Annotated in this window: 22 protein-coding genes and 2 pseudogenes; 13 read left to right on the top strand and 11 right to left on the bottom strand. The window is 75.3% G+C overall.

What is annotated here, in order from left to right; all coding sequences use genetic code 11:
• Positions 1-34 precede the first annotated feature (34 nt).
• Positions 35-3,955 (bottom strand): hypothetical protein, encoded by a 3,921-nt coding sequence (locus tag ACIA8O_RS17295; protein ID WP_396294672.1) that lies wholly within the window; start codon positions 3,953-3,955, stop codon positions 35-37.
• Positions 3,956-4,172: 217 nt separating this feature from the next.
• On the opposite strand from ACIA8O_RS17295, the gene ACIA8O_RS17290 reads away from it, so the two are divergent.
• Together ACIA8O_RS17290 and ACIA8O_RS17285 are read left to right on the top strand one after the other, a co-directional pair.
• Positions 4,173-5,126, top strand: coding sequence for a GlxA family transcriptional regulator (locus tag ACIA8O_RS17290; protein WP_396294671.1), 954 nt, complete (start codon positions 4,173-4,175; stop codon positions 5,124-5,126).
• Between the two features lie 153 nt (positions 5,127-5,279).
• The gene (locus tag ACIA8O_RS17285) at positions 5,280-5,960 is read left to right on the top strand and encodes a DJ-1/PfpI family protein (RefSeq protein WP_396294670.1); all 681 of its coding nucleotides are present in this window, start codon (positions 5,280-5,282) and stop codon (positions 5,958-5,960) included.
• 178 nt (positions 5,961-6,138) lie between these two features.
• Here ACIA8O_RS17285 and ACIA8O_RS17280 read toward each other — a convergent pair whose 3' ends face one another.
• The gene (locus ACIA8O_RS17280) at positions 6,139-6,519 is read right to left on the bottom strand and encodes a hypothetical protein (RefSeq protein ID WP_396294669.1); all 381 of its coding nucleotides are present in this window, start codon (positions 6,517-6,519) and stop codon (positions 6,139-6,141) included.
• Positions 6,520-6,765: 246 nt separating this feature from the next.
• Between ACIA8O_RS17280 and uppS the strand changes: the two are divergent.
• A pseudogene (gene uppS, locus ACIA8O_RS17275) lies at positions 6,766-7,194 on the top strand (polyprenyl diphosphate synthase); the annotation flags it as partial.
• 541 nt (positions 7,195-7,735) lie between these two features.
• Here uppS and ACIA8O_RS17270 read toward each other — a convergent pair.
• A complete protein-coding gene (locus ACIA8O_RS17270) occupies positions 7,736-8,050 on the bottom strand; it encodes an SAV_915 family protein (protein ID WP_396294668.1) in 315 nt (104 codons plus the stop codon).
• 286 nt (positions 8,051-8,336) lie between these two features.
• Here ACIA8O_RS17270 and ACIA8O_RS17265 point away from each other — a divergent pair, with 286 nt between their 5' ends.
• Both ACIA8O_RS17265 and ACIA8O_RS17260 read left to right on the top strand, forming a co-directional pair.
• Complete coding sequence (locus ACIA8O_RS17265) at positions 8,337-8,966, top strand: universal stress protein (RefSeq protein WP_396294667.1); 630 nt, start codon at positions 8,337-8,339, stop codon at positions 8,964-8,966.
• Positions 8,967-9,101: 135 nt separating this feature from the next.
• Positions 9,102-9,566, top strand: coding sequence for a hypothetical protein (locus tag ACIA8O_RS17260; protein ID WP_396294666.1), 465 nt, complete (start codon positions 9,102-9,104; stop codon positions 9,564-9,566).
• 193 nt (positions 9,567-9,759) lie between these two features.
• Here ACIA8O_RS17260 and ACIA8O_RS17255 read toward each other — a convergent pair whose 3' ends face one another.
• On the bottom strand, positions 9,760-11,691 hold the full coding sequence (locus tag ACIA8O_RS17255; protein WP_396294665.1) for an exo-alpha-sialidase: 1,932 nt from the start codon (positions 11,689-11,691) through the stop codon (positions 9,760-9,762).
• 226 nt (positions 11,692-11,917) lie between these two features.
• Here ACIA8O_RS17255 and ACIA8O_RS17250 point away from each other — a divergent pair, with 226 nt between their 5' ends.
• Positions 11,918-13,333, top strand: coding sequence for a lamin tail domain-containing protein (locus ACIA8O_RS17250; protein ID WP_396294664.1), 1,416 nt, complete (start codon positions 11,918-11,920; stop codon positions 13,331-13,333).
• A 57-nt stretch (positions 13,334-13,390) separates the two neighbouring features.
• On the opposite strand, the gene ACIA8O_RS17245 is transcribed toward ACIA8O_RS17250, so the two are convergent.
• On the bottom strand, positions 13,391-13,888 hold the full coding sequence (locus tag ACIA8O_RS17245) for a carboxymuconolactone decarboxylase family protein (RefSeq protein WP_396294663.1): 498 nt from the start codon (positions 13,886-13,888) through the stop codon (positions 13,391-13,393).
• A 92-nt stretch (positions 13,889-13,980) separates the two neighbouring features.
• Between ACIA8O_RS17245 and ACIA8O_RS17240 the strand changes: the two genes are divergently transcribed.
• The 4 genes from ACIA8O_RS17240 to ACIA8O_RS17225 all read left to right on the top strand — a co-directional run bounded on the left by ACIA8O_RS17240 (position 13,981) and on the right by ACIA8O_RS17225 (position 18,182).
• Positions 13,981-14,916 (top strand): pirin family protein, encoded by a 936-nt coding sequence (locus tag ACIA8O_RS17240; RefSeq protein ID WP_396294662.1) that lies wholly within the window; start codon positions 13,981-13,983, stop codon positions 14,914-14,916.
• Between the two features lie 296 nt (positions 14,917-15,212).
• Positions 15,213-16,238, top strand: coding sequence for a hypothetical protein (locus ACIA8O_RS17235; RefSeq protein ID WP_396294661.1), 1,026 nt, complete (start codon positions 15,213-15,215; stop codon positions 16,236-16,238).
• Positions 16,239-16,644: 406 nt separating this feature from the next.
• Positions 16,645-17,019 (top strand): hypothetical protein, encoded by a 375-nt coding sequence (locus tag ACIA8O_RS17230; protein ID WP_396294660.1) that lies wholly within the window; start codon positions 16,645-16,647, stop codon positions 17,017-17,019.
• A gap of 275 nt (positions 17,020-17,294) precedes the next feature.
• Complete coding sequence (locus ACIA8O_RS17225; protein ID WP_396294659.1) at positions 17,295-18,182, top strand: S-methyl-5'-thioadenosine phosphorylase; 888 nt, start codon at positions 17,295-17,297, stop codon at positions 18,180-18,182.
• Here ACIA8O_RS17225 and ACIA8O_RS17220 read toward each other — a convergent pair.
• Positions 18,160-18,597, bottom strand: a complete 438-nt coding sequence (locus ACIA8O_RS17220) for a hypothetical protein (protein WP_396294658.1) — start codon at positions 18,595-18,597, stop codon at positions 18,160-18,162. The two genes, ACIA8O_RS17225 and ACIA8O_RS17220, sit on opposite strands and share 23 nt — an antisense overlap.
• Positions 18,594-19,775 (bottom strand): molybdopterin-dependent oxidoreductase, encoded by a 1,182-nt coding sequence (locus tag ACIA8O_RS17215; RefSeq protein ID WP_396294657.1) that lies wholly within the window; start codon positions 19,773-19,775, stop codon positions 18,594-18,596. Before ACIA8O_RS17215 ends, ACIA8O_RS17220 begins: the two co-directional genes overlap by 4 nt.
• Before the next feature lie 113 nt (positions 19,776-19,888).
• Between ACIA8O_RS17215 and ACIA8O_RS17210 the strand changes: the two genes are divergently transcribed.
• Positions 19,889-21,262 carry a hypothetical protein gene (locus ACIA8O_RS17210; protein ID WP_396294656.1) on the top strand — a complete coding sequence of 458 codons (1,374 nt, stop codon included), beginning with the start codon at positions 19,889-19,891 and terminating at the stop codon, positions 21,260-21,262.
• Here ACIA8O_RS17210 and ACIA8O_RS17205 read toward each other — a convergent pair.
• From ACIA8O_RS17205 to ACIA8O_RS17195, 3 genes and pseudogenes are all read right to left on the bottom strand, one after another.
• Complete coding sequence (locus ACIA8O_RS17205; protein WP_396294655.1) at positions 21,240-21,902, bottom strand: class I SAM-dependent DNA methyltransferase; 663 nt, start codon at positions 21,900-21,902, stop codon at positions 21,240-21,242. The genes ACIA8O_RS17210 and ACIA8O_RS17205 overlap by 23 nt on opposite strands.
• On the bottom strand, positions 21,899-22,345 hold the full coding sequence (locus ACIA8O_RS17200) for a DUF2064 domain-containing protein (protein WP_396294832.1): 447 nt from the start codon (positions 22,343-22,345) through the stop codon (positions 21,899-21,901). The genes ACIA8O_RS17205 and ACIA8O_RS17200 overlap by 4 nt, the downstream gene beginning before the upstream one ends.
• Before the next feature lie 177 nt (positions 22,346-22,522).
• Positions 22,523-23,227, bottom strand: a pseudogene (locus tag ACIA8O_RS17195) (glycosyltransferase family 2 protein); the annotation flags it as partial.
• Positions 23,228-23,340: 113 nt separating this feature from the next.
• On the opposite strand from ACIA8O_RS17195, the gene ACIA8O_RS17190 reads away from it, so the two are divergent.
• Positions 23,341-24,063, top strand: coding sequence for a response regulator transcription factor (locus ACIA8O_RS17190; protein ID WP_396294654.1), 723 nt, complete (start codon positions 23,341-23,343; stop codon positions 24,061-24,063).
• On the top strand, positions 24,060-25,214 hold the full coding sequence (locus ACIA8O_RS17185) for a sensor histidine kinase (RefSeq protein ID WP_396294653.1): 1,155 nt from the start codon (positions 24,060-24,062) through the stop codon (positions 25,212-25,214). The genes ACIA8O_RS17190 and ACIA8O_RS17185 overlap by 4 nt, the downstream gene beginning before the upstream one ends.
• A 71-nt stretch (positions 25,215-25,285) precedes the next feature.
• On the opposite strand, the gene ACIA8O_RS17180 is transcribed toward ACIA8O_RS17185, so the two are convergent.
• Positions 25,286-26,365 carry an NAD-dependent epimerase/dehydratase family protein gene (locus ACIA8O_RS17180; protein ID WP_396294652.1) on the bottom strand — a complete coding sequence of 360 codons (1,080 nt, stop codon included), beginning with the start codon at positions 26,363-26,365 and terminating at the stop codon, positions 25,286-25,288.
• Positions 26,366-26,381: the final 16 nt, after the last annotated feature.

The following is a 26,381-nucleotide window of genomic DNA, read 5'->3' as shown; positions in this document are numbered from 1 at the left end:
ATCGAGCTCGGCGAGTGCGGTGGGTGACGGCGTGTCAGCCGCCGCAGGGCGGGGCGTAGGGGAGGTCCTGCGACACGTACCGCTGCCAGACAGCGGGGGTCATGGCAGTGCGGGTGGCGGCGCACAGCACGTCCCGGACCCGGGAGTCCTCGGTCTGCCAGAGCCGCACCGTGCCGTCGTTGCCGCCGGTGACCAGCTGGCCGCGCGAGCTGAACCGCAGGGACCAGACCGAGCCGTGGTGGCCGGTGAGCGGGAGCCCGTGGGCAGTGGCGCGGGCCGGGTCGCCGACGTTCCAGAGCCGGATCTGGCCGAGGTCGTTGCCGCTCGCCAGCAGCGCACCGTCCGGGGTGAAGCCGAGGGTCTGCACGGAGCCGCCGGCGGACAGGGGCTCCCCGAGGACGGTCGGCTTCTCCGGTGCGGAGACGTCCCACAGGCGGATCCGGCTGTCCGTGCTGCCGGTCGCGATCAGCGGCGCCTTCGGGGCCGCGGCCACCGACCAGAGCGGCTGGCCGGTGCCCGAGGTGCCGATCGGGCCGGGCGCCGCCCGGCCCTCCGTCCGCCACACCCGGAGGAAGCCGAGCACGTTCGCGGTGTAGAGGTACCCGCCGCCGGGTGCGGCGGTCATGGCCCGGACCGGCATCCGGTGCGGGTCCAACTCACCGCCGAGCGGGGCGGGTCGGGCCGGGTCGGAGACGCCCCAGGCGTGCAGCCCGCCTGCGAAGGTCCCCTTGCTGAACATGGAGGAGGCGGCCAGTGTCCGTCCGTCCGCGTCGAACGCCAGGGCGTACACCGGTGGCAGGTCCCGGGCGGACGCCGTGCCGAGGCCGACCGGCCGGGCCGGCGCCGACACGTCCCAGAGCCGGACGGCACCGTCGTTCAGGCCGCTGAGCGCGTCGCCACCACCGGTGGCGAGCAGGCCCCGCCCGGAGCTCCCGGGCCGGAAGGCCAGCGCGAGTACGGGGACCTCGAAGCGGGGCAGCGTGGCGAGCGGGGTGAGCCGGCCCGGGTCGGAGACGTCCCACAGGGTGACCAGGTCGCCGGCGGCCGCGGCCAGCAGCCTGCTGTCGTCGCTCACCGCCACCGCCGTCACGGGCTGCCCGCCCTCCGCGACCGCGAGGGTCGGAGGCAGTCTCCAGAGCACCACCCGGCCGTCCGCGCCGCCGCTGGCCAGCGTGCGTCCGGTGGGGTCGAAGGCCAGCGAGCTGACCGCCGAGGAGTGACCGCGCAGCGCGGGGCCGATCACCCGGGCCCGGGCCGGGGAGCCGACGTTCCAGAGGCTGACGTAGCCGGTCTGGTCGGAGGTGGCGAGCAGTCGCGAGTCCGGTCCGAAGGTGACCGCGGAGCCGCCGGAGCCGAGCGGCAGGATGTTGGTGACGTTCGGCCGCCCCGGGTCCGACACGTCCCAGAGCAGTACCCGGCCGTCGGCGCCCGAGCTGGCCATCGAGCGCCCGTCGGGGCTGAACGCCACCTGGGAGACGAGGTCGCCGTGCCCGCCGGGAAGGGCCTTCAGCGCGGTCGGGGCGGCCGGGCGGGAGACGTCCCACAGCTGCAGCAGCGCGTTGCGATCGGCCGTACCCGTGGGAGTGTTGCCGCTGACGGCGAGCACGGCGCCGTTCGGGCTGAAGACGGCGGAGAGCGGCGCCTGTCCGGGGACGGACGGCAGGGTGCTCAGCAGGGCCGGGTGCCTGGGGTCGGCGACGCTCCACAGCTCCACACTGCCGGTCTGGTCACCGGAGAGCTCCTTGACGGCGGTGAGCGCCAGCACCCGGTTGTCGGGGCTGAACCGCAGGCTCGACACCGCGCCCTTCGCGGTCGCGGTCGGGACCGGCACCGACAGTGCGACCGGGTGCCCGCCGTCGGAGACGTCGAAGATCCGCAGCTTGCCGTCCACGCTGCCGCTGGCCAGCAGGGCCCCTTGGGGACTGTAGGCGGCCGACTGCGTGTGGATCTCCTTCTCCTCGCCGACCACGGCCGGGAGCGCGGAGGGCGGGTCGGCCGGGTCGAGCGCGGGCCAGATCCGCAACGTGCCTGCCACGGTGGCGAGTTGGCCGGAAGGGCCGAAGGCGACGCTGTTCACCCGGCCGGGCAGCTCCGGCAGCACGGTGGGCAGCACGGCGCCGGCGTCCGTCATCAGCTGCGTGCGCAGTGCGGGCGTCGGGCGCATCCGGTGGGCGACCAGGTCGAGCTGCGCCGCCAGCGCCCCGTTGCCCGCGCGCTGGCGGTCGGCCTCGGCGCTGACCCGGTCGAAGATCGCGTCGTTGCGCTGTTCGAGGGCGATCCGGCTCTGCTGGAAGGCGAACGCGGCCAGGGCCGAGGCGAGCAGGGCCAGGACGGTGACGGTCGCCACCGCGCCGCGCCGCAACAGCCGGCCACGCCGCCGGTGGCGCCGGGAGGCGGCCAGGAAGGCCGACACCAGCGGCGTGAGGTCCTCGGGGCCCGCGCCCGCCGCCCAGTCACGAGCCAGCTCCAGCTCGGCGCCGCGGTGCAGGGGGGCGGTGTCCTTCCGGCCGCCGCGTTCCCAGGAGAGCGCGGCCTCCTCCAGTCTCTGACGCACCGCCACACCGCTCTGGCCGGCGCCGATCCAGTCGCGGCGCAGCCGCGGCCAGGCCCACATGAGCGCCTCGTGGGTGACCTCGACGGTGACGGCGCCGTTCTCCCGCTCCGCGCCCTGGGTGAGCAGGCGGGCCCGAGTGAACCGTTCGGCGACGGTGGGCACCGCCCGTGGGTCGGCGGCGGCCAGCAGCAGGTCGGCCCGGGTCCGGCGACGGCGGGTCACCTCGCCGTTCTCGCCGATCCTGACCAGGCCGAGGAACAGCAGCCGCGCCGTCCGCTGCTCGGAGGGGTCCAACCTCCCGAACTCCTCCTCGGCGGTGGCCGCCACCGCTCCGTCGATGCCTCCGGTGTCGCGGTAGCTGTCCACCGTCAGGACGTCACCCCGGCGCTCCAGCCAGGTCGCCCGCAGGGCGTGCGCGAGCAGCGGCAGCCGGCCGGCCTCGTACCCGTACCCCTCCCCGTGTCCGCCCTCGCCCTGCCGGGCCGGACCGCGCAGGTCGCGCAGGACGGTGTCGACCAGCCCCGGCCCGACCGTCAGGCCGCCGCGCAGGGCCGGTCGCTCCACGGCGCTGCGCACCTCCGCCTCGGTCATCGGCCCGACGATCACCTGACGGTGTGCCAGGGCGTCGCGCAGGTGCGGGAGACCGGCGCAGGGGCCGTAGAAGTCCGCGCGCAGGCCGTAGAGGGCCAGCGCGGCCGGCTCCCGACCGTCGGTCAGCTCGGTCGGCCCGGTCAGCCCGTCCAACACCGCCGCGAAGCGGTGGCGGGCGGACTCGTCCGGGCAGAGCGTGAACAGCTCCTCCAACTGGTCGACGACGAGCACCGCCCGGCCTCCGGGCGGCAGGCGCAGCCGTTCGCGCACCAAGGCGGAGAGGACCTCGGGCCCGTCCTCCATCGCCCGCCGCACCAGGGCCTCCTCGGCACCGGTGAGGGAGGCGAGACCGGAGGCGAGCACCGCGAGCGGATCGGCGGTGGGGGTGAACAGCAACTGCGGCCAGTGCCGGGAACCGGGCAGTTTTCCCTTGGCCAGGTCCGGCAGCACGCCCGCTCGCAGCAGGGAGGACTTGCCCGTCCCGGAGGGCGCGACGACGGCCAGCGGCCGGTGATCGGCCAGGCAGAGTTCGAGCTGCTCCAGGACGTGGTGGACCAGGGCCTCCCGGCCGAAGAACAGATCGGCCTCCTGTCCGCGGAACGCGCGCAGCCCCGGGTACGGGCACTCCTCGCCGACCGACGACGAGACGGTCCGGACGGACTCCGTGCCACCCGAGTGGTAGTGCTCGTGCACACCGCCATGGACGACGACCATGCTCCCGGCCGACTGGTACACGGTGCCGCGCTCGGCGGCCCAGGCGTTCAGCTCGACGTTCCCGGCCGCTCGCTCGGGGCCTCGGCCGGGTGTCACGGACGTCCGATGGTCGTGGTCACGGTGCCCCCCGCGTTCGACGGTGTGGTCGGCGTTCTCGGCGTGCGGTGCGCTCGGTGTGCGGTGTGGTGCCAGGACCAGTGTGGGTGCCGCCCCCGGCCGTGAACAGGGGCGCGCGGGGCACGTGCCGCGGTGGCCGAAAAGGTGGGAAGCGTGTCATTGCTGACGTGCCGTCGGCCCTGGGAGGGTGGAGGGCATGGAGCAGCGCAGTGTGCTGGTGGTCCTCTTCGAGGACGTGCAGAGCCTGGACGCCACCGGGCCGTTGGAGGTGTTCGCCGGAGCGGGCGGGGTGTCGTCCGGGTACCGGGTGGGCACCGCCGCGCTCGGCGGCGGGCCGGTGCGGGCGGGCAGCGGGCTGCGGCTGCTGCCGGACGCCGACCTGGCCGAGGTGGCCCCGCCGCACACCCTGGTGGTGCCCGGCGGCCACGGCACGCAGCGGCCGGACCCGGCGCTGGTGCGGCGGATCGCCGAACTGGCCGCCGGGGCCGAGCGGGTGGCCTCGGTCTGCACCGGCGCGTTCCTGCTCGGGGAGGCCGGACTGCTGGCCGGCCGCCGGGCCACCACGCACTGGGCGTACTGCGAGTCGCTGGCCCGCCGCTTCCCGGAGACCGAGGTGGACCCGGACCCGATCTACGTCCGGGACGGCCGGATCGCCACCTCGGCCGGGGTGACGGCGGGGATCGACCTGGCGCTGGCCCTGGTGGAGGAGGACCACGGCCGGGAGGCCGCGCTGACCATCGCCCGGCACCTGGTGATGTTCCTGCGCCGCCCCGGCGGCCAGGCGCAGTTCTCCGTCCAGCTCTCCGCCCAACTGGCCGAGCGGCAGCCGCTGCGCGAGCTCCAGCAGTGGATCGCCGAGCACCCGGAGGAGGACCTCTCGGTCCCCGCGCTGGCCGGCCGGGCCGCGCTGTCGCCCCGTCACTTCGCCCGCGCCTTCACGGCCGAGGTCGGCGTCACGCCCGGCCGGTACGTGGACGGCGTCCGGCTGGAGGCCGCCCGGCGGCGGCTGGAGGAGGGGCGGGAGGGGATCGAGGAGGTGGCCCGGGCGTGCGGCTACGGCACGGCGGAGGCGATGCGGCGGGCCTTCGCCCGCACGCTCGCGGTGACGCCGGGGGAGTACCGCCGCAAGTTCGCGGCCGAGCCGGTCTGAGCGTCTCGGCGCTGCTTTCGTCCGCCCGTCCGTCCACCCCCTCTTGATCACGCGGGACACGCGGCCACGCCGCCGCACGGTCATGCGTGCAGTCAGGCATGCGCTCACGCATGCGGTCATCCGTGCGGCACGCACGGGAAAGGAAGGAAGACCTTGAAGATCGCGATCCTGCTCTACGACGGCTTCACCACGCTGGACGCCGTCGGCCCGTACGAGGTGCTCGGCCGGATACCCGGTGCGGAGGTGGTGTTCACGGCCGCGGCGGCCGGTCCGGTCCGGGGCGACCAGGGGAGCCTGGCGCTGGTGGCCGACGCGGCGCTGGCGGAGGTGACCGCGACCGACCTGCTGCTGGTGCCGGGCGGGCCCGGCACGGAGGCGGTCCTGACGGACCGGCAGGTCCTCGACTGGGTGCGGGCGGTCGACGCCACGACCACCTGGACCACCTCGGTCTGCTCCGGTTCGCTGATCCTGGCCGCCGCCGGTCTGCTGACCGGCCGCCGGGCGACCACGCACTGGATCGCGCCCGAGACGCTGGCCGGGTTCGGCGCCCTCCCGACCGAGGAACGGGTGGTCTTCGACGGCAAGTACGCGACCGCCGCCGGGGTCTCGGCCGGGATCGACCTCGGCCTGCACCTGGCCGGGCGGCTCGCGGGGGACGCGGTGGCCCAGGCGATCCAGCTGATCACCGAGTACGACCCCCAACCGCCCTACCGGGCAGGGTCGTTGGCCACGGCTCCGGCGGAGATCGTCGCCGCCGTCCGGGCCGCCGGGATCGAGGTGGACCCGGCGCTGATCGACCCGGCCTCGCCGCTGGGCGCGGTGACCGGGGCCTGAGGCGGGAAGGGGCGTGGGGTGGTGGGGGCGGGGGGGGGGGGGGTGGCCCGCCCCCCCCCCCCCCCCCCCCCCCCGCCCGCGGGGGGGGGGGGCGGGGGGGGGGGGGGGGGGGGGGGGGGGGGGGGGGGGCCGCGGGCCCCCGGGCCCCCCCCCCCCCCACCGCCCCACCGACGCTCCGTCAGGCGGAGGGGTGGGTACAGAGGGTGGTCTGCTGCTCCGGGGTGAACGCCGGGGCAGTGGTGACGCAGACGATGCTCAGCTCGTTGGTGACCACCTTCGGGGTGGAGATCACGGTCGGGCCGGACCGCAGGGCGGTGGCCGAGGAGGCCGTCACCCACGGACTGCCCCAGGCGGCCTGGGTCTTGAGCTCCACCTTGACCAGCACCGGCTCGACGCCGGCCGCGGTGAGCTGGGCGACACCGGCCAGGCCGGCGGGGCTCCGCTCCTGCCAGGCGCAGGGCTGCCCCGCGAACGAGGTCTCGGTGGAGCAGGTGACCGGACCCTTGGTCACGGCGGGTGCGGCGAAGGCCGTGGCGGGTACGGCGAGAAGGGTGGTCATACCGACGACAACGGCTGCGATGCGGGTGCGCATTACGGTGTACTCCCTAGGAATCAAAGGCTTTTGGCCCGACGAGGTGAGTCTTGCACACCGTGCGCGAGTCATCACTGTGTGGAGCGTCACACGCAAGGTAGCCGGGTGAACACCGTGGGCTACCGAGGTGGACGGCCCGCGTCAGTCCGAGGGGTGAGATGAACGGGCGCTGTCCGACGGGTGATCGGACCCGCCGGGCGCCTCGGCGGTGACCACGTGGCCGGCGACCTCGCCACCCTGCCCGCCTCCACCGCGCGGGCGCTGGAGGGGGCGGTCGAGGCCACTCGTGAATGCTCCGGCGCACACCTGACGCTGGCCGTCGGATACGGCGGGCGCCAGGAACTCGTCGACGCTGTGCGTGAGTTGCTGTACGAAGTGGAGGGGAGCGGGCGGCCCGTGCGGGAGGTCGCGGACGGGCTGGCGGCGGAGGACATCGCGCGGCACCTGTACACCGCCGGGCAGCCCGATCCGGACCTGGTGATCCGTACCAGTGGGGAGCAGCGGCTCTCCAACTTCCTTCTGTGGCAGAGTGCTTACGCGGAGTTGTACTTCTGCGAGGCGTACTGGCCGGCCTTCCGGAAGGTCGACTTCCTGCGTGCGGTGCGGGCGTTCGCCGCTCGGCGGCGGCGCTACGGCGCCTGAGGGCGGGCCTGAGGGTTCGTCACTCTGCGTGCTGCGCTGAACCGGTACAGCAAGTCGCGGCGGGTCGGCACGGAGGCGGGGCGGTAGGCCGTACGATGAGCGCGGACCGCCCCACGGCACACGGGACCACCGTCCTGGACGGCCGATGGAATTCGCCATGGCTCCGTCCAGTCGGACGAGTCCCTCACCGTGGTGTGCGCGGCCGTTCCCGACCGGGGCGGCTCGCGTCGGTGGTCCGCCAATCCTCTTCCGAGGTGCCGGGGCGCCGGGTGCGAGCGGCGTTCGGACGGGCGCCTCGCGAGCCCGGAAGCCCTCCACCGTCTCGCGGCGGACCGGGAGCCGGGCTCTTGGCGTTCCCGCGCAGCGGGCTCCGCTCGGGCGGGAAGCCCGCTGCGGCCGCCGACCGCAGCCCGCATTCGGAGCGGATTCCCTGGCCCCCGCTGCCCGCCCCGCGACCGTGGAGAAGGGGAACGCCCTTGCCACGTCAGGGGTTTGGGACTCCGGGAAGGAGTGGCAGCGGGGGCGGACGCGTCGGGGGTCCTCAGGGTGTGGTGCTGAGGGCGCGTGGGGCGGGGGAGGCGGCGGGGGCCGTGACCGGTGCCGCGATCAGCTGGGGGTCGATCACCAGGGCGGTGACGCCGAGTGGTTCGGCCAGGGCGCGCAGTGCCGGTTCGGACAGCCGGGCCGAGGCCTGGCCGGGGCCGAGCAGTGCGGTCAGGCCCTCGGGCCGGGTGAAGGCGACGGCGCAGCGGCCGCCGTCCCGCTGACGGAAGAGTCGCAGTGTGTACGTCCCGCCGCTGCGGCGGACCGGTACGTGGAGGACGGGCTCCTGCGGGGCCGGGGTGGTGATGGTCACGGTGTGCACTCCCTGGGAGGTCGGTGAGGCCGGGTCCGACGCTAGGGCGAACGCCGGCGGGGTCAGCGGTTCCTGACGCTCCGTTGACCGCTGCTGCTCCCGTCCGTACAGGCCCTTGGCGTCCGGAGGGTGACGGCGGGGCGGCCGCCGGAGCCAGTGTCAGGGAAGTGTTGGGATTCGAACAGCCCGCGTCAGGGAAGCGTCAACGGGCGGCTCGGGCGCTGGGGGAGCGGTTTGGCTGGCTGCCACACAGCCGGACGAGCGAGCGAGAGCAGGGGACAGCGGGATGGACGAGCGGGACGGCGGCCCGGGTCGGGGCCTGGACGTGGACCGGGGCGTGGAGCAGGGCGCGGACACGGAGCGGGACGCGCTGCGGCCGCGGCGGATCGTCGTGGGGGTGAGCGGTTCGCTGGGCAGCCTCGCCGCGCTGCACCGGGCGGTCGGGGAGGGGCGGCGGACCGGTGCCGAGGTGCTGGCCGTGCTCGCCTGGCTCCCGCAGGGCGGCGAGATCGGCTACCGCCGCGCTCCCTGCCCGCCGCTGCTGGCGGTCTGGGAGGAGAGTGCCACGGCGCGGCTGGCCGAGGCGCTGGAGGCCGCCTTCGGCGTCGGCGGACCGGTGGGCGTGCGGCTGTCGAGCTGCGTGGTGCGCGGGGAGACGGTACGGGCGCTGACGCTCTTCGCCGACCGGCCGGACGACCTGGTGGTGGTCGGCGCGGGCAGCGGCAGCCGGCTGCGGCGGGGGCTGCGGGCCTCGGTGCCGGCGGAGTGCCTCCGGCGGGTCGTGTGCCCGGTGCTGGTGGTGCCGCGGCCGCCGCTGCAGAGGGAGTGGGAGGGCCGGTCGTGGCGGCACCTGTGGCAACTGCCGGTCGAGGCGGTGCCGGTCACCGGGGCGGGCGGTGTCGTGCGGGAGCGGTGAGGCGGGAGTCGGTCACTCGGTCAACCCTGTTGCGCTGGAGAGGAGTTGGCCAGGTGGGCGGGGTTCCTCGTGCTCGAGGTTGCCGGGATCGGCACGGTGCACAGGTGAACTCTGGTGCGGGAGAGAGGGGTTGGGGTGATCGGGGACGACGAGGGGATGCGGCTGTACCGGGCCCGGCCGGGTGGGCGGACGTTCCGGCCGGCGGTGCGGCGGATGCCGGTGGGGATGTCGCTGGCGCTCGCGCTGAGTGGTGCGGCGGGGCTGGTGCCGACGCTGGCGGTGCTCGGTGAACGGCACGCGACCTGGTTCGCGCTCGGGGCGTTCGCGGTCGGGTGCGCGGTGCTCGGGGCCAACTCCCGGCCGGCCGCCGCGCCGTTGATCGCCGGGGCGGCCTGGCTGTTCTTCAACGGGTTCGTGATCCACCGTCATGCGGTGCTGGGCTGGTCGAGCACGGGTGGCGAGTTCGCCCGGCTGGGGCTGTTCTGCGCGGCCGCGCTGGCCGCGGCGCTCCCGGCGGTCTGGCCCCGGCGGACGGTCCGGGCGGTGTCCGTCGCCCCGCCGGAGGCGGCGGGCGGCGGCCCGCCGGGGTGGACGGCCTGAGCGGACGGGACCCCACCCGTTCCCGACGTCCGCGTCCTGCGTTTCCGGTGGACCGGGTCCGACTGCTCCGAGCTGCCGGGCCCGACCGTCGCGCGTCGGTACCGTCGCGCGTCGGTGAGGCCGTCCGCCCGAGCCGGTGCGGCCCGGGCGGACGGTTCCCGGTGTCCTCAACCACCGTCCGCCCCGGGCTGGTTCACCAGATGGTGCTGAAGCCCAGGCGGACCCGCTCCTGGTCGTTGGCGACGTCGAGCGCCCCGCCCCGCACCGCCGCGGCCTCGGCCGGGCCGAGTGCCCGGCCGAACAGGCGGACGTCGTCGAGCGTGCCCTGGAACAGCCCCGCGACGCCCACCGGCTCGTCGGGGAAGTCCGGCCGGGCGCCGATGTGGATGTTGAACTGGGCGGGCGGGGTGAGGTCACCGGCGGGCCCGGCGGCGGAGGACTCGGGGCCGCCGTCCACCGCGAGGGTGAGCCGTCCGCCGGTCCGCTCGAAGACCACGTGGTGCCAGGCGCCGTCGTTGTAGGCGCCCGGGACGGTGACCGAGCCGGAGCCCTGGTCGGTGGTGGCCGAGGCCCGGAGCAGGCCCTTCTCCGGTTCCGCCCGGAGCCAGAACTGCCGTACCCGGTCGGTGGGTTGGTCGGACATCCCGTAGGCCCAGAGGATGGTCCGGTTCCCGGTGGTGTTGCCGTACCGGAACCAGGCGGTGAGGGTGAGGTCCCCCTCGCCGAAGCGGAGCGAGGGCCCGCAGCCGACCAGCCGCAGGTGGTCGTCCTTGCCGTCGAAGGCCATGGCCTTGCCGCTGCCCCGGGTGCCGAGCTGGGCGCCGCCGTGGATCACGGCGTGGTTGCCGTGGCCGTTCGGCCCGGTGTCGGCGGTGCGGGGGCGCCGCAGTTCGGTCCGCGCCCCGTCCATCGCGTCCTCGGTGAACGCGGTGAAGGCGAGGGTGCCGTGCGGGGTGGTGGTGCCGGTCTCGTACAGCACCGCGACCGTGCCGTCCGGGAGTCGGGCCAGGTCCGAGTAGCCGGAGCGGCCCGGGGTGATCAGGGTGCCGGCGGTCTGCCAGCTGCGGCCCTCGTCGGTGGAGGAGCGGATCGCCAGTTCGCGGCGGTCCTCCAGCGGGTTGGGGCCGAGGCGGGAGGCGCCGGAGTACAGCAGCCGGGCCGGGCGGCCGTCGAGGGCGGGGGAGTGCAGGCGCAGCAGCGAGCCGAAGACCGGGGCGGTGTCGAGGTTGGCCACCGGGGTGAACGGGGCGGCGAAGCCGGTGCCGCCGTCGGGGCTGGTGCTCTCCAGGCGGTGCTCGTTGGTGGTGCAGCGGGTGTTCTCGGAGTTGCGCGCGTTGACGTACAGGCCGCCGCTGCCGGTCTCGGCGAGGGTCGGCTCTGCCGGGTGGGCGCCGCTCTTGGGCGCACCGGAGACCGCGCCCAGCTGCCAGCTGAGGCCGCCGTCGTCGCTGACGTAGAGCTGGATCCCGGCCGTGGTGTCCCGGTCGGCGGTGTGGTCGCCGGCCACCACCAGCCGGTTCTTGTGCGGTCCGCCGGTGAGCTGGACGCCGTGGCCCGGGCCGGTGGAGACCCAGCCCCAGCCGGCGGCCTTGAGCTGCGGCTGCGGGGCGGGGGCGGACCAGTTGGCGCCGCCGTCCTCGCTGCGGACCGCCAGGACGGAGCGCGGGAAGGCGGCGCGGGAGGGCGCCGCCGGGTCGCCGTTCCAGTCGCTGCTGGAGTAGAGGAGGGTGATCCGGCCGGAGCGGGCGTCGATCACCGGGGCGGGGTTGCCGTGCGCCAGCCGGTCGTCGGCGCCGACCAGGACCTGGATCGGGCCCCAGGTGCGGCCGCCGTCGGTGGAGCGGCGCAGGACCAGGTCGTTGTCGCCGACGTCGCCGCAGTTGCCGTCGCGCACCCGGCCCTCGCCGAAGGCCAGCAGGGTGCCGGTGGCGGTGCTCAGCAGCGACGGGATGCGGACGCACTGGTACCCGCCGTCGCCGGGCACGAAGGGGGTGGAGAGCTTGGCCGGGACGGGCGTCACGGCGGCGGCCGGCACCGGAAAGGCGGTGGTCGCGGCGGCCAGCAGGGTGGCGGCGAGCGCGGACGGCCAGCCGGCGCGTGGTCGGCGGAAGGGTGCTGATGACACGGTGATGGGTCCCCCGGATCGTGAACTGACTGCTGGTCAGAACTCTAGAAGGGGCCGGTTTGCGGTGTGCACGGCGGGTCCGGAGTGGGTACGCACCGGTGGACGGGACCACGGACGGTTCGGCCACCGTTCACGGATCAACCACCTGTTGGTGGTGGGCCATTCGGCCGGAGCGAGGACTGTCATGCCCGCCCTGACGCAACCGACCTCCCCCAGGATGGAAACCGTGACCGTATCGCCCGCCGGCCGCTGGCGCCGCAGCCTCGCCCCCTCGCTCGCCGCGGCCACCGCCCTGGTGGCCGGTGTCCTGACCGTCGCCCCGGCCCAGGCGGCCCCGGCGGACGACATCCGGATCAACGAGGTCGTCACCACCGGCAGCGTCAACGACTCGATCGAGCTGTACAACAAGGGCACCGCCGCGGTCGACGTGTCGGGCTGGGTCCTCAAGGACGACAGCAGCTCGTCCGCCTACACGATCGCCTCCGGCACCACCCTGGTGCCGGGCGCCTTCCGGGCCTTCGACGTGTCCGGCTCCTTCGGCCTCGGCTCCAGCGACAAGGCCCGCCTCTACCTGCCCGGCGGCTCCACCCTGGTCGACAGCTTCACCTGGACCAGCCACTCCAACCCGTCCTGGTCGCGCTGCGCCGACGGCACCGGCGCCTTCAAGTCGGCCGCCGTGACGCTCGGTTCGGCCAACGCCTGCGGCACCTCCGGCGGGGGCACCACCCCGGTGGCCTGGCCCGGCGGCTCCACCGTGGCCACCGCCGACGGCTCCAACGTCTTCGGCTCCGACCTCAGCGGCCTGGCCCTGGAGGGCAGCGGCGTGCTCTGGGGCGCGCAGAACTCCGGCAAGCTCTGGCGCATGGTGCCCAACGGCTCCGGCGGCTGGAAGCCCGACACCGCCAACGGCTGGACCTCCGGCAAGACCCTGCGCTTCACCAACGGCTCCGGTGCCCCGGACGCCGAGGGCGTCACCCTCACCTCGGCCGGCGCGGCGGGCGGCGTCTTCGTCTCCAGCGAGCGCGACGGCTCCGGCAGCAGCCGCCTCTCGGTGCTGCGCTACGACGTCTCCGGCACCTCGACCTCGCTGACCGCCACCAAGGAGTGGAACCTGACCGCGGACCTCCCGTCGGTCGGCTCCAACGCCGGCCTGGAGGCGGTCACCTGGGTGCCCGACTCGGCGCTGACGGCGGCCGGCTTCAAGGACGCCTCGACCGGCGCGGCGTACGACCCGGCCGGCTACGGCGCGCACAGCGGCGGCGTCTTCTTCGTCGGTCTGGAGGGCAACGGCTCGGTCTACGGCTACGTCCTCCAGGACTCCGGCGCGTTCAAGAAGGTGGCCACCGTCGCCTCCGGCATGGCCGGCGTGATGGACCTGGAGTGGGAGCCGCAGGCGAACCGCCTCTGGGTGGTCTGCGACGACACCTGCAACGGCCAGCACCGCACCTTCACGGTGAACGCCTCCGGTGCCTTCGCCGTCGCGGCCGCCTACAACCGGCCGACCGGCATGGCCAACCTGAACAACGAGGGCTTCGCGGTGGCCGGCGCGGCCGAGTGCGTCGGCGGCTCCAAGCCGGTGTACTGGTCGGACGACGCCAACACCGGCGGGCACGCGATCCGCAAGGGCAGCATCAGCTGCTGACGCCCCGTCCGGCGCGGCGGTCCCGTCCCCGGGTGGGGGCGGGACCGCCGCCGTCGTTCACCGGGCCGGGCGGACGGGGTGCTTGCTCAGGATCGAGACCCGGTTGAAGGCGTTGATGGTGACGGCCACCCAGATCGCCGCCGAGATCTGCTCCTCCGTCAGCACGGCGCGGGCCTCGGCGTAGGCGTGCTCCTGCGCGGTGTCGTCGGAGGGGGCGGTGGTCGCCTCGGCCAGTGCGAGGGCGGCGCGCTCCTGGGGCGTGAACAGCCGGGTGTCGCGCCAGGCCGGCAGCACGCCGAGGCGCTGGGCGGTCTCGCCCTCCTGGAGCGCCGCCTTGGTGTGCACGTCCAGGCAGTAGGCGCAGCCGTTCAGCTGGGAGACCCGGAGGTTGACCAGCTCGACGAGCCGGCGGTCCAGCCCGGCCTCCGCGGCCGCGACCCGGACCGCCTCGGCGGTGGCGCGCATGGCGCGGAAGGGTTCCGGGTGCTGCTTGTCGATGAACACCCGCCGGGGCGCCGCTGCGGCCGTCGTCACATCGGTCGCGGTGTCGGTCATGGGGACTCCTGTGGTCGGTGGCGATCGTCAACGATCTTCCCATGGCATAATAGTTGAATCTGGAACCATTGGGCTCAACGGGAGGAACTGCCATGGACTATGTCGAGACCGGCACCGGGCAACCGTCGGTCGAGGTGCTGCCCGTGCGGGACGTCCCGCTCGGCGGGCCGCGGTCGATGACGGTGCGGCGCACCCTCCCGCAGCGGGGCCGCACCCTGATCGGCGCCTGGTGCTTCGTCGACCACTACGGCCCCGACGACGTCGCCGACACCGGCGGCATGGACGTCGCGCCCCACCCGCACACCGGCCTGCAGACCGTCAGCTGGCTCTTCACCGGCGAGATCGAGCACCGCGACAGCCTCGGCGTCCACGCCTACGTCCGCCCCGGCGAGCTCAACCTCATGACCGGCGGCCACGGCATCAGCCACTCCGAGGTCTCCACCCCCGCCACCACCGTCCTGCACGGCGTCCAGCTCTGGGTCGCCCTCCCCGGCCAACACCGCCACGCCCCGCGGGACTTCCAGCACCACGCCCCCACCGCCGTCCCGCTCCCCGGCGGTGAGGCCCGAGTCTTCCTCGGCACCCTGGCCGGCGACACCTCCCCGGTGAGCACCTTCACCCCGCTCCTCGGCGCCGAACTCACCCTCCGCCCCGGCGCCACCGTCACCCTCGCCGTCGACCCCGCCTTCGAGCACGGCCTCCTCGTCGACCGCGGCACCCTCGACGTCTCCGGCACCACCCTGGCCCCCGCCGACCTCGGCTACCTCGCCCCGGGCGCCGCCGAGTTGACCCTCACCAACACCGCCTCCACCGACGCCGTCGCGGTCCTCATCGGCGGCCCGCCCTTCGGCGAGGAGATCGTCATGTGGTGGAACTTCATCGGCCGCACCGACGCCGACATCCGCCAGGCCCGCGAGGACTGGGAGCACGGCGACCGCTTCGGAGAGGTCCAGGGGTACCCGGGCGAGCGGCTCCCGGCGCCGGAGCTGCCGAACGTGCCGCTGAAGCCGCGCGGGAACCGCAGCTGACCTGTGGTCTTCCAGCTCGGTGGGTGAGTTGATCCCCTCTGGAGCGGGTGTGTTCTGCGAGCGGCCCGAGTGCGGTGTCGCCGCGCTGCCCGGCCAAGCTCGCCGCGTATCTGGACCAGGGTCCGGCCGCGCACGGCTGGGTGGAGGACCAGGTGTGGACCGCTTCCCGCGTGGCCACGCTGATACGAGGTGACCGGACCGCGCCGGGGGCCATCGCGCTCGACGGGGCCTGGGCGGTGCTGTCGGCTCGGCGTGCTTGGATACGGCGTTCGCCTCGAGCGTGAAGGGAGAAGGGCTTGACGCGCACGACACCACCGCGGCCGCTCGACATCACGACAGCGTTTCCGGAACTCATCGGCTCGGCCAGGACAACCACCCGCCTTCACCCGACCCCCGGAACCCCGACCGTTCACGACAGTTCGGTGGGCGGTCCCCTGCTGTGGCCGACGGACGAACCCTGGCCGGACGGTGAGCCGGGATACCCGCCGGTCAAGCCCGTGCAGACCCTGGCAGACGTCCGCCAGGTGCGGACCCTGCTGACCCAGGCGTGGGCGCGACCGCGTGGCCCGCGTGAGAATCTGCTGACCGTGCAGGAGGACGAGACGGTGACGCGGCTGCGTGCCGGACACGACCCTGCGCTGCTGCCCACCGGCCCGCAACCGCTGATCCCGCTCGCGCAGCTCTACGCCCGTGACGTGCCCGCGCTGACCTTCCCGGAAGGCACCGATCTGCTGCAGGTGCTGTGGGCGCCGGGCCATGACGTCGAAGGCTGCTCGGCCAACGTGCAGCTGCGGTGGCGCCGGGCATCGGATGTGCAGGACCTCCTGCGGACGCCTCCCGAGCCCGCCTATGTCGAGTGCGACGTCCACGTACCCGAGCCATGCGTGCTCCAGCCCGAACCGGTAGGGGAGTTCCCACCGGGCCATCTGCTTGACCAGGCCCTGGGCGAGCGCCTGTACGACTGGTGCAGGCAGCGGTCCGTGAGCTACCAGAGCGACCTGTCCGTCGCTCCCGGCTGGAAGGCGGGCGGGTGGCCGGCTCCTTTCACCTTCCGTGACCCGCCCGAGTCCGACGAGGACGAGGAACGGCAGTGCGGCGAGTGCGGCGGGCCCCTGGACACGCTGCTCACCATCGACAGCGGTGAGTGGGACGGAGCCGGCGGCAGCTGGCGGCCGGCTGAAACGGCCACGGAGAAGCTCGTCGGAGACCCCTACCGGACCCTGCACAAGCCCACCATGATGACCATCGGACGGGGCTACACCCTGCAGGTCTACAGCTGCGTCAACATGCCGGCGCACCTGCCGCGCACGATCGTGCAGTAGCCCGGGCGAAGGCCCCGGAATGGCGACCGGCCAGTTCCCGTCCGTCGGCGATGACCGGCGCGTACTCGGGCACGCCGTCCGGGCACTCGCGCAGTCGGGCAGCGGTGACCAGGTGGATGCGGGAGCTGAAGCGCAGCAGCAGCACGGCGGGAGTTCCGGCACGGGGGGCGCCGCCCTTGGTCAGGCCGGCCTTGACCGGTGGTGGGCGACAACGTGCCTCTCCCCGCTCCTGCGGCCATGGAGGACCGGGCTGGTCAGGCGGTGCCCGGCGGTGTCCGGCGAGGGCCCGGACTGTCCCGGACAGTCCCGGACACCCCGAGACCTTGCTGGGCCACGACGGCGGCGGCGAGGGTGAGGGCCCGCTGGACCAACCGGTTCGGCGACCCACTCACGAGGAGTTCGCTCCATGACATTCCGTCTCGGGAAGACCGCGATCGCCGTCGGCCTGATGGCCGTGGCCTCGCTCTCGGTGCCGGCCGTGTCGGCGTCCGCGGCGCCGTCGTCCGACCTCGCCGCGGTCACCTGCGGCAACGCGTACTGGCCGCACAGCAACCTGGACTCGGGCTCGGGCACGATCTCGGTGAGCAGCGCCCCGGTGCGCACCGGCCCGTACGGAGCGTGCACCGCGGTCGGCTGGTACTCCCAGGGTGTCCAGGTGGACTACGACTGCTACTCCGTCAACGAGTACGGAAACACCTGGACCTACGTCCGGGGCCCGGCCGGCAGCGGCTGGATCTACGACGCCAACCTGAGCAACGGCGGCTCCACCGTCCGCTGCTGACCCTGAATCAAGCGGTGGCGGCTCGAGGGCGATCCCGGGCCGCCACCGACTCACGAGCGGGGACATCAACGACGGAAGGGCCCGGCTCTCACCCGGGCCGAACGCGAGCACCTCTGCTACCGCGGCCGACGCCGTTCCCGGCCGAGGCCGTTCGCGTTTCGTAAGGAGCCGGGCCCGGGGCACCGGCCCGCCGCGTCCGTAGGCTGGGCAGCCCGGTGTGCGGTGCGTGTCGCCGGGTCCCTGGTGAGGTCGTCCGGCGCGGAAGGCTGCTGATGATGTCCGCTGTTCCCCCAACTCCCCTGCCCCTGGCCGAAGTCGCCGAAGTCGCCGAAGTCGCCGAAGTCGGCGTGATCGGCGGGTCCGGGTTGTACGCCCTGCTGGACGAGGTCACCGAGGTGGTGGTGGACACCCCGTACGGGCCGCCGAGCGACTCGGTCCTGCTCGGCGAGGTGGCCGGGCGCCGGGTGGCCTTCCTGCCCCGCCACGGCCGGGGCCACACCCTGCCGCCGCACCGGATCGACTACCGGGCCAACCTCTGGGCGCTGCACTCCCTGGGGGTGCGTCAGGTGCTGGCGCCGTGCGCGGTCGGCGGCCTGCGGCCGGAGTACGGGCCGGGCACGCTGGTGGTGCCGGACCAGTTCGTCGACCGGACCTCGGGCCGGGTGCAGACCTTCTACGACGGGCTGCCGCTGCCGGACGGCACGGTTCCCGAGGTGGTCCACGTGGCGATGGCGGACCCGTACTGCGCGGCCGGCCGCGCGGCCCTGCTGGAGGCGGCCCGGGGCGAGGCCTGGGAGCCGGTGGACGGCGGGACGCTGGTGGTGGTGGAGGGGCCGCGCTTCTCGACCCGGGCCGAGTCCCGCTGGTTCACCGCCAACGGCTGGTCGGTGGTCGGCATGACGGGCCATCCGGAGGCCGTCCTGGCCCGGGAGTTGGCGGTCTGCTACAGCTCCGTCGCGCTGGTCACCGACCTCGACGCGGGCGTGGAGGCGGGTGAGGGGGTCACCCACGCCGAGGTGCTGGAGTTCTTCGGGCGCAACGTCGAGCGGCTGCGCTCGGTGCTGTTCAAGGCGGTCGAAGGGCTGCCGGTGGCCCGCGCGTGCGCCTGCGCGCACGCCCTGGACGGACTGGCGACCGGGCTCAACGGCGTTCCCGGCGCCTGAACCGGGCCCGGCGGGCCGCGCCCAGGCCGGCCCCCACCACGGCTCCCACCACGGCCCCCAGCGCGGTCACCACCGCGACGGCGGCCAGCAGGAGCAGCCAGTTGCGCAGGTAGGGCAGGGGGAGGACGGACGGGTTCCCGCCGTCCTCCCCGGCCCGCAGGACGGCGGGCACCGCGACCGCGCTGACCGCCGCGGCCACCGTCAGCCCCGCGCGCACGGCCGGAAGGCGTACCAGCAGGGCGCCGGCCAGCAGGACCAGCGGTACCCAGAGCCCGTCGTGGACCACCACGGCACCGGCCGACCAGAGCAGCACGTCCAGGGGGTCGGTGATGTGACGGTCGTTCAGCAGTCCGTAAACGCCGTAGCCGAGGAGGGCGGCCCCGGCCGCGCCGGTGGTGAGGCGCAGCGCCCTCATCCGAGCACCTCGATCCGGGAGACCCACTTGGTCTGGAGCACGCCGGGGCGGTTGGGGGCGATGATCCGGGCGGGGTGGCCGTGGTCGGCGTTCAGGACCCGGCCGTTGACGGACAGTGCGAGCAGGGTGAGCGGGTCGCGGGCGTGGGCGGGCTCCATGGTGGTGACGGCGTAGGGGCCGTAGGCCTCCAGGGAGACGATCCGCAGCCGGGCACCGGACGGCACCCGGGCGAGGTCGAGCAGGTCGCGCAGCCGCACCCCCGTCCACTCGGCGGACGCGCTCCAGCCCTCGACGCAGGCGATCGGCAGCCGGACGGTGTGCTGACGCAGGGTCAGCAGCTCGGCGAGGGAGAGCCGCAGCGGGGCGGGGCCGTCGACGGTCAGCCGCCAGTCGGCGGGGACGGTGGTGGTGCCCGCCTGGGCGGCGGTGCGGTTGACGGGCAGGCCCTGCGATCCGAGGTCGGGACGGCGCGGGGCCAGCAGGTCGGCCCCGCTCAGCCAGGGGACGGTCTGCCCGGCCGTGGTCACGGTGACGGCCGCGACGGAGGCGCCGACGGTGCCGAGGAAGGCCCGGCGGCCCGGCAGTGCGGTGCGGGGGCGCCACCACTGCTCGGCGATGGTGACGGCCTTGGCGGCGACGTGCAGCAGCAGGGCGCCGGTGATGATCCAGCCGAGCCAGAAGTGGGTCTGCCGGAACGGGAACGGCCACGGGTACCACTGGAGCGTGTTGAGCAGGCCGGTGAAGAGCTCCAGCAGGGTCGCGGCGACCAGCACGGCGATGGCGAGCCGCTCCAGCAGGTGCCGGAGGCTGCGGGCCGGCGGCCACTCGAACAGCTTCGGGTACACCGTCCACAGCTTGGCGCCCAGCAGCGGGACGGCCGCGATCCCGGCGATCACGTGCAGCCCCTGGGTGACCCGGTAGCCGTTCACCGGCCGGCTCGGCAGGTGGTCGCGCAGCCAGCCGGGCGGGTCCTGCAGGGCGTGGCTGACCAGACCGGTCAGGAAGCAGAGCACGACCGCCGCCCCGAGCCAGCGGCCGATGACCACGGCGGTGCGGGGTTCGTGCAGGGGGGACCGGAAGGTGCCCTCGCGCAGCGGGCCGATCCGCAGGAAGTCCGGCGGCTGCGGCAGGGGGAGGTCGAACCGGCGGGAGGCGCCGCCGGTGGTGGTGTCCTTCATGCCTTCATGAGAGCGCCGATCCGGGCGCCACGGGTGGTGCGACGTGCTTACGGAAGTCGTACGGCGGCTCGCGGCTCCGGCCCGCGCCCGTGCGGCGGTGGCACTCTGACGGGGTGTCCGACACCACGAGATCCGACCGCTCCGCCTGGCCGGCCGTCCTCGCCCTGGCCGCCCTCCTCGCCGCCCTGGCCGCCACGGTGACCGGCGGCGGGACGCTCGGCGACCCGGCCGGCCTGTACGGCTGGTACGCCGTCGACGGGGCGCTGTTCGCGCTCGCGGTCGTCCTGCTGCGCCGGGCCCCGGCGGAGGTGGTGCCGGCGCTGGTGCTGGCGGGCAGCGTCGCCGTCGCGGCGACCGGTCTGCTGGCCCCGCCGCGCACCAGCGACGACGCCTACCGCTACCTGTGGGACGGCCGGGTGCAGGCCGCCGGGCACTCGCCGTACGACCACGCCCCGGACTCCCCCGCGCTGGCCGGGCTGCGGGCGCGGGCGCCGGAGCTGTTCCCACCGGGCGGTGCCTGTGCGGGCTGGGACGAACGGCGGACCGCGGCGGGTGAGTGCAGCAAGGTCAACCGCCCCTCCGTGCACACCATTTACCCGCCGGTCGCCGAGGGCTGGTTCGCGGCGCTGTACGCGACGGGCGGCCGGTTCGGGGTGCGGGCCGCCCAGGTGGGCGGTGCGCTGCTGGCGGTGGCCGTGTCCGGGGCCCTGCTGCTGGTGCTGCGGCGGCCGGGGGCCGGCCCGCCGTGGCGGGCCGCGCTCTGGGGCTGGTGCCCCGGCGTGGCCGTCTGGGCGGTCAACGACGCGCACGTCGACACCCTCGGGGTGCTGCTGATGGTGGCCGGTCTGGCGGTGGCCGCCGGTGGCCGGCCGGTGGCCGGGGGTGCGCTGCTGGGCCTGTCGGTGGCCACCAAGCTGGTGCCCGCGCTGGCCCTGCCGGGGGCGCTCTCCGGGGTGTTCGGCCGACGGCCGCGGGCGCGGGACGCGCTGCTGCCGCTGGCCGCGCTGGCCGCGTTCGCGCTCTCCTACCTGCCGTACCTGTGGGCCTCCGGCCCGGCGGTGCTCGGCTACCTGCCCGGCTACCTGCGGGAGGAGGGCTACCACGAGGGGCGGATGGACCGGTTCGGGCTGCTCCGGCTGGTACTGCCGGACCAACTGGCCTCCCTGGCCGGGGTGGTGGTGATCCTGGCCGCCGCCGGGTGGGTGCTGTTCCGGGGCGACCCGGCCCGGCCGTGGAGCGGGGCGCTGCTGGTGACCGGGACGGCGCTGCTGGTGGCGACGCCGGCCTACCCCTGGTACGGGCTGCTGCTGGTGGCGCTGGTCGCGCTGGACGGCCGGTGGGAGTGGCTGGCCGTGCCGGCCGCCGCCCAGGTGCTCTACCTGACGGGTGGTCAGGGCCAGCAACTCGCCTACGGAGCCGCGCTGTTGGTGGTCGTGGTGGCGGCCCTGGCCCGCCGCCGCGGCCTCAGGCCCGCCGCAGGGCGGTGAAGCGGCGGCCGTGGCTGGTCCAGCGCTCCGACTCGACCAGGCCGGCCGGGCGGGCGTACCGGGCGGCGGCGTCCGCGCCCAGGCGGGCCCAGCGGAACGGCGGGCCGGTCTGCCCGGCGCCGTCCTCGACCCGGACCTCCAGGCGCTCGTCCAGCTCCACCGGCTCGGTCTCGGCTATCAACCGACCGCCGGGGGCCAGGAGTTGGGCCACCCGACGGAGCAGGGCGGCCGGATCGCCGCCGATGCCCAGGTTGCCGTCGGCCAGCAGGACCGCGCGCCAGCGGCCCTCGCCGGGGAGCCGTTCGAAGACCGAGCGGTGGAGCGCGGCGGCTCCCAGGCCCCGGGCCCGGGTGACGGCCGCCTCGGTGAGGTCGACGCCGAGTGCGGGGACGCCCAGGGCGAGCAGTTCGGCCACCAGACGGCCGGGCCCGCAGCCGACGTCCAGCACGGGGCCGCCCCAGCGCAGGCAGCGCTCCAGCACGCTGTGGTCGGCCCGGTCGGGCGGCGCGCACCAGCGCTCCACCTCCAGGCGGTGGCGCGAGCCGTCCGACCCGCGCAACCAGAGCGGCCCACGGCCGGTGCGGATCGCCGGCGTGAACGGGTCGTCGATCCAGGGCCGGGCCGGCGCGGAGGCGTTCACCGGTGCGCCCTCGGGACGGTGGTGATCCGGTCGAGGCAGGCGGCGAACCGTCCGGCCGGTGCCGCGGCGGCGACCTCGGCGGCGGCCCGGGCCGTGTCCACGTCGGTGAGCCGCGGCAGGTGGTGGACACGGAGCCCGGCCCGGTCCAGCCGGGCCAGCAGGGCCTCGCCGGTGCGGTCGGTGGACATCGGGACGCCGAGCAGCAGGTCCCGGGCGAGCCGCTCGGTGGGCCGGGCCAGCCCGAGGGCCCAGAAGCCGCCGTCGGTGGCCGGGCCGTACCAGGCGTCCACCCCCGCGCGGGCGCCGGGAGCCAACGGGCCGGCCAGCGTCGCGGCGTCCACCTGGGGGGTGTCCATGCCGACCAGCAGGGCCGGCGCACCGGGCGGGGCGTGCCCGAAGGCCGCCGCGAGCCGGTGGTCCAGCCCGCCCCCTGCCTGCGGCACGACGGTCCAGCCGGTCGGCAGCCAGTCACCCGGTGCGCCGTCCAGCACCAGCAGCCGCCGCCCGGCCGGCACGGTGGAGAGGGTGGCCAAGGTGTCGGCGAGCGCGGCCTCGGCGAGCTCGGCCGCCTGACGGTGCGTGAACCGGGGGGTGAGGCGGGTCTTCACCCGGCCCGGCACCGGGGACTTGGCGATCACCAGCAGGGTCGGCGGCGGCGCGGCGAGGACCGCCCGCATGTCGTGGACGGCCTGCCGGGTGCCGCGCAGCGTCCCGGTGACCTTCGAACGCCCCGCCCGGGGGCGGTAGTCCACCTCGGTCTCGGCGATCCGCATCCCGGCCGCCGAGGCGGCGAGCACCATCTCCAGCGGGTAGCCCGAGCGGCGGTCCGCCAGCCCCAGGGCCAGCAGCCGATCCCGCCGGGCGGCGCGCATCGGACCGAGGTCGTGCAGCGGCGCACCGGTGCGGGCGCGCAGCCGGCGGGCCAGTTCGGCGTTGGCCAGGCGGGCGTGCAGCGGCCAGGCACCCCGCCCGGTGGGCCGGCGGCGGCCGAGCACCAGGTCGGCGGCGCCCGCCAGCACGGGCTCCACCACCCGGGGGAGCTGGCGCGGGTCCAGCGAACCGTCACAGTCCAGGAAGCACACCAGCTCCGCGGTCGCGGCCAGCAGCCCGGCGTGGCAGGCGGCCCCGAAGCCGCGCCGCTCGGCGTGCACCACGGTGGCGCCGAGGCCGGCGGCGATGTCGGCCGAACCGTCGGTGGAACCGTTGTCCACCACGACCGGGCGCCACCCCTCGGGCATCCGGCCGAGGACCCAGGGCAGCGCCGCGGCCTCGTCCAGACAGGGCAGCACCACGTCGACGGGGGCGGGGAGGGAGGAAGGGTTCACCCTTCCCACGCTAGGGCCGGCCACCGGGCGCGGGACGGAACGGCGTGCTTACGGAAGTGCTACGGGGAGCGTGCCCGTCACCTGGAGCGGAGGCCGGGGCCTAGGCTCGTCCGGTGACCGTTCCCGCTCCTGCCGCCCGCATCCTCGTGGTCGACGACGACCCGACCGTCGCCGAGGTCGTCACCGGCTACCTGCTGCGCGCGGGCTTCCTGGTCGACCGGGCCGCCGACGGCCCGTCCGCCCTCGCGGCCGCCGCCGCCCACCGGCCCGACCTGGTCGTGCTGGACCTGATGCTGCCGGGCATCGACGGCCTGGAGGTGTGCCGCACGCTGCGCGGGCAACCGGGCGGGGCCGGGCTGCCGGTCGTGATGCTCACCGCCAAGGGCGACGAGGCCGACCGGGTGCTGGGCCTGGAGCTGGGCGCGGACGACTACGTGACCAAGCCGTTCAGCCCCCGGGAACTGACGCTGCGGGTCCAGTCGGTGCTGCGGCGCGGCCCCGCCCGCCCCGCGCCGCCCGCCCCGCTGGAGGTGGGCGACCTCGTGCTCGACCCGAACGGGCGCCGCTGCTTCCGCGCGGGCCGCGAACTCCCGCTCACCCTGCGCGAGTTCGACCTGCTGGAGTTCCTGCTGCGCCACCCGGGCACCGCCTTCTCCCGGGAGGAGCTGATGCGGCGGGTCTGGGGCTGGGAGTTCGGCGACCGCTCCACCGTCACCGTCCACATCCGGCGGCTGCGCGAGAAGGTCGAGGACGACCCCGCGGCCCCCGCGCTCATCACCACCGTGTGGAGCGTGGGCTACCGCTTCGACCCGCAGGGAGCTGACCCGACGTCATGAACGACCTCCTGCTCATCGCCGCCTACGCGGCGCTCGGCGCCGGCGTGGCCGGGCTGCTCGGCTGGCCCGCCGTCCGGGCGCTGCGACGGCGTTCGATGGCGCTGTCGCTGTTCGCCGTCGCGGTGGTCACCGTACTGGCCATGGCCTCCGGGACGACGGCCGTCGCCCAGGCGATGTTCCTCTCCGAGCACGACCTCGGCGTGGTGATGACGGTGCTGGCCATAGGAGCCGTGGTCTCCCTGGCGACCGCCGCCGTGCTCGGCCGGCAGGCCGTCACCGGCAGCCGGGCCCTGACCCTGGCCGCGCGCACCGTGGGCAGCGACGGCGGATTCGCCGCCCCCGACCAGCCGCTCAGTTCCGAACTGGCCCAGCTCAGCTCCGAGTTGGCCGCGACCAGCGCCCGGCTCGCCGAATCGCGCAAGCGCGAGCAGACCCTGGAGGCGTCCCGCCGGGAGCTGATCGCCTGGATCTCCCACGACCTGCGGACCCCGCTCGCCGGGCTGCGTGCCATGGCCGAGGCGCTGGAGGACGGGATCGCCGAGGACCCGGCCCGCTACCACGCCCGGATCGGCACCGAGGTGGACCGGCTCACCGGCATGGTCGACGACCTCTTCGAGCTCTCCCGGCTCCAGGCCGGCGCCCTCCACCTCACGCCCGCCCGGATCTCCTGCTACGACCTGGTCGGCGACGCGCTCGCCTGCGCCGACCCGCTGGCCCGCCAGCGCGGCGTCCGCCTGCTCGGCGGGCAGGTCGACCCGGTGCCGGTCGAGGTCGACGGGCGGGAGGTCTCCCGGGCGCTCGGCAACCTCCTGGTCAACGCGATCCGCTCGACCCCGGCCGACGGCGTGGTCGCGGTGACCGCGCACCGGCACGACGAGGAGGTCGTGCTGGCCGTCACCGACGGCTGCGGCGGCATCCCCGAGGCCGACCTGCCCCGGGTCTTCGAAACCGGCTGGCGCGGCGGCAGCGCACGCACCCCGCACCTGATCGAGGGGGCCGACGGCGGCGAACGGGCCGGCGGTGGCGCCGGGCTGGGCCTGGCGATCGTCCGGGGCATCGCCGAGGCCCACGCCGGCACCGCCACGGTGTCGAACGTCGAGGGCGGCTGCCGGTTCGAGATCCGGCTGCCCACCGCCGGCCAGCCGGCCTGACCGGCTGCCCACTGCCGACCAGCCGGCCTGATCCCGCCCCGGGGCCCGGGCGGTCCGGGCGACCGGACGGTTCAGCTGGCCGGGGCGCCGACGGCGTCCCGCTGCGGCGCGGTGGCGAACTCCGCCATCCCCTCGGCGAAGCCCACCGTCGGCAGCCATCCCAGCTCGCCGCGCAGCCGCGACGAGTCGGCGGTCACGTGCCGCACGTCGCCGAGCCGGTAGCGGCCGGTCACCTCCGGCTCCGGACCGCCGACGGCAGCGGCGAGGGCCCGCGCCATCTCCCCGACGGTGTGCGGCTCCCCGCTGCCGACGTTGTACGCCCGGGCCGTGCCTCCCGGCCGTCCCGCCACCGCGGCCAACGCCGCGGCGTTGGCCCCCGCCACGTCCGCCACGTGCACGAAGTCCCGCCGCTGCCCGCCGTCCTCGAAGACCTGCGGCGCCTCACCCCGCGCCAACGCCGAGCGGAACAGCGAGGCGACCCCGGCGTACGGGGTGTCCCGCGGCATGCCCGGCCCGTAGACGTTGTGGTAACGGAGCGTCAGGACCCTTCCGCCGCAGGCCCTCGCCCAGGCCGAGGCGAGGTGCTCCTGGGCGAGCTTGGTGACCGCGTAGACGTTCCGCGGATCGGCCGGTGCCTCCTCCGTGACCAGACCGGGCCGCAGCTCCTCGCCGCACTCCGGGCAGGGCGGCTCGAACCGGCCGGCCTCCAGATCGGCCGAGGCGCGCGGCCCCGGTGCGACCGCACCGTGCTCGGCGCACTCGTACCGGCCCTCGCCGTACACCACCATCGACCCGGCCAGCACGAGGTCGCGGACCCCGCGCCGGGCCATCGCGGACAGCAGCACCGCGGTACCCAGGTCGTTGCAGCCCACGTACTCCGGGGCGTCGTCCAGGTCGACGCCCAGCCCGACCATCGCCGCCTGGTGGCACACCGCGGACACCCCGTCCAGCGCACGCTCCACCACGTCCCGGTCCCGGACGTCCCCGCGCACCCGCTCGACCCCGGCCGGCAGCTCGGGCCACCGGCCCGACCCGCCGTGCGCGGCGGGCAGCAACGCGTCCAGCACCCGCACCCGGTGCCCTTCCGCCACCAGCCCGGCGGCCACCGCAGAACCCACGAACCCGGCACCGCCGGTCAACAGAACGTCCATACCCGGACGCTACGCC

The organism is Kitasatospora sp. NPDC051853, assembly GCF_044452665.1.
Lineage (GTDB): Bacteria > Actinomycetota > Actinomycetes > Streptomycetales > Streptomycetaceae > Kitasatospora.
This window is presented reverse-complemented; position numbering and strand designations above follow the sequence as displayed.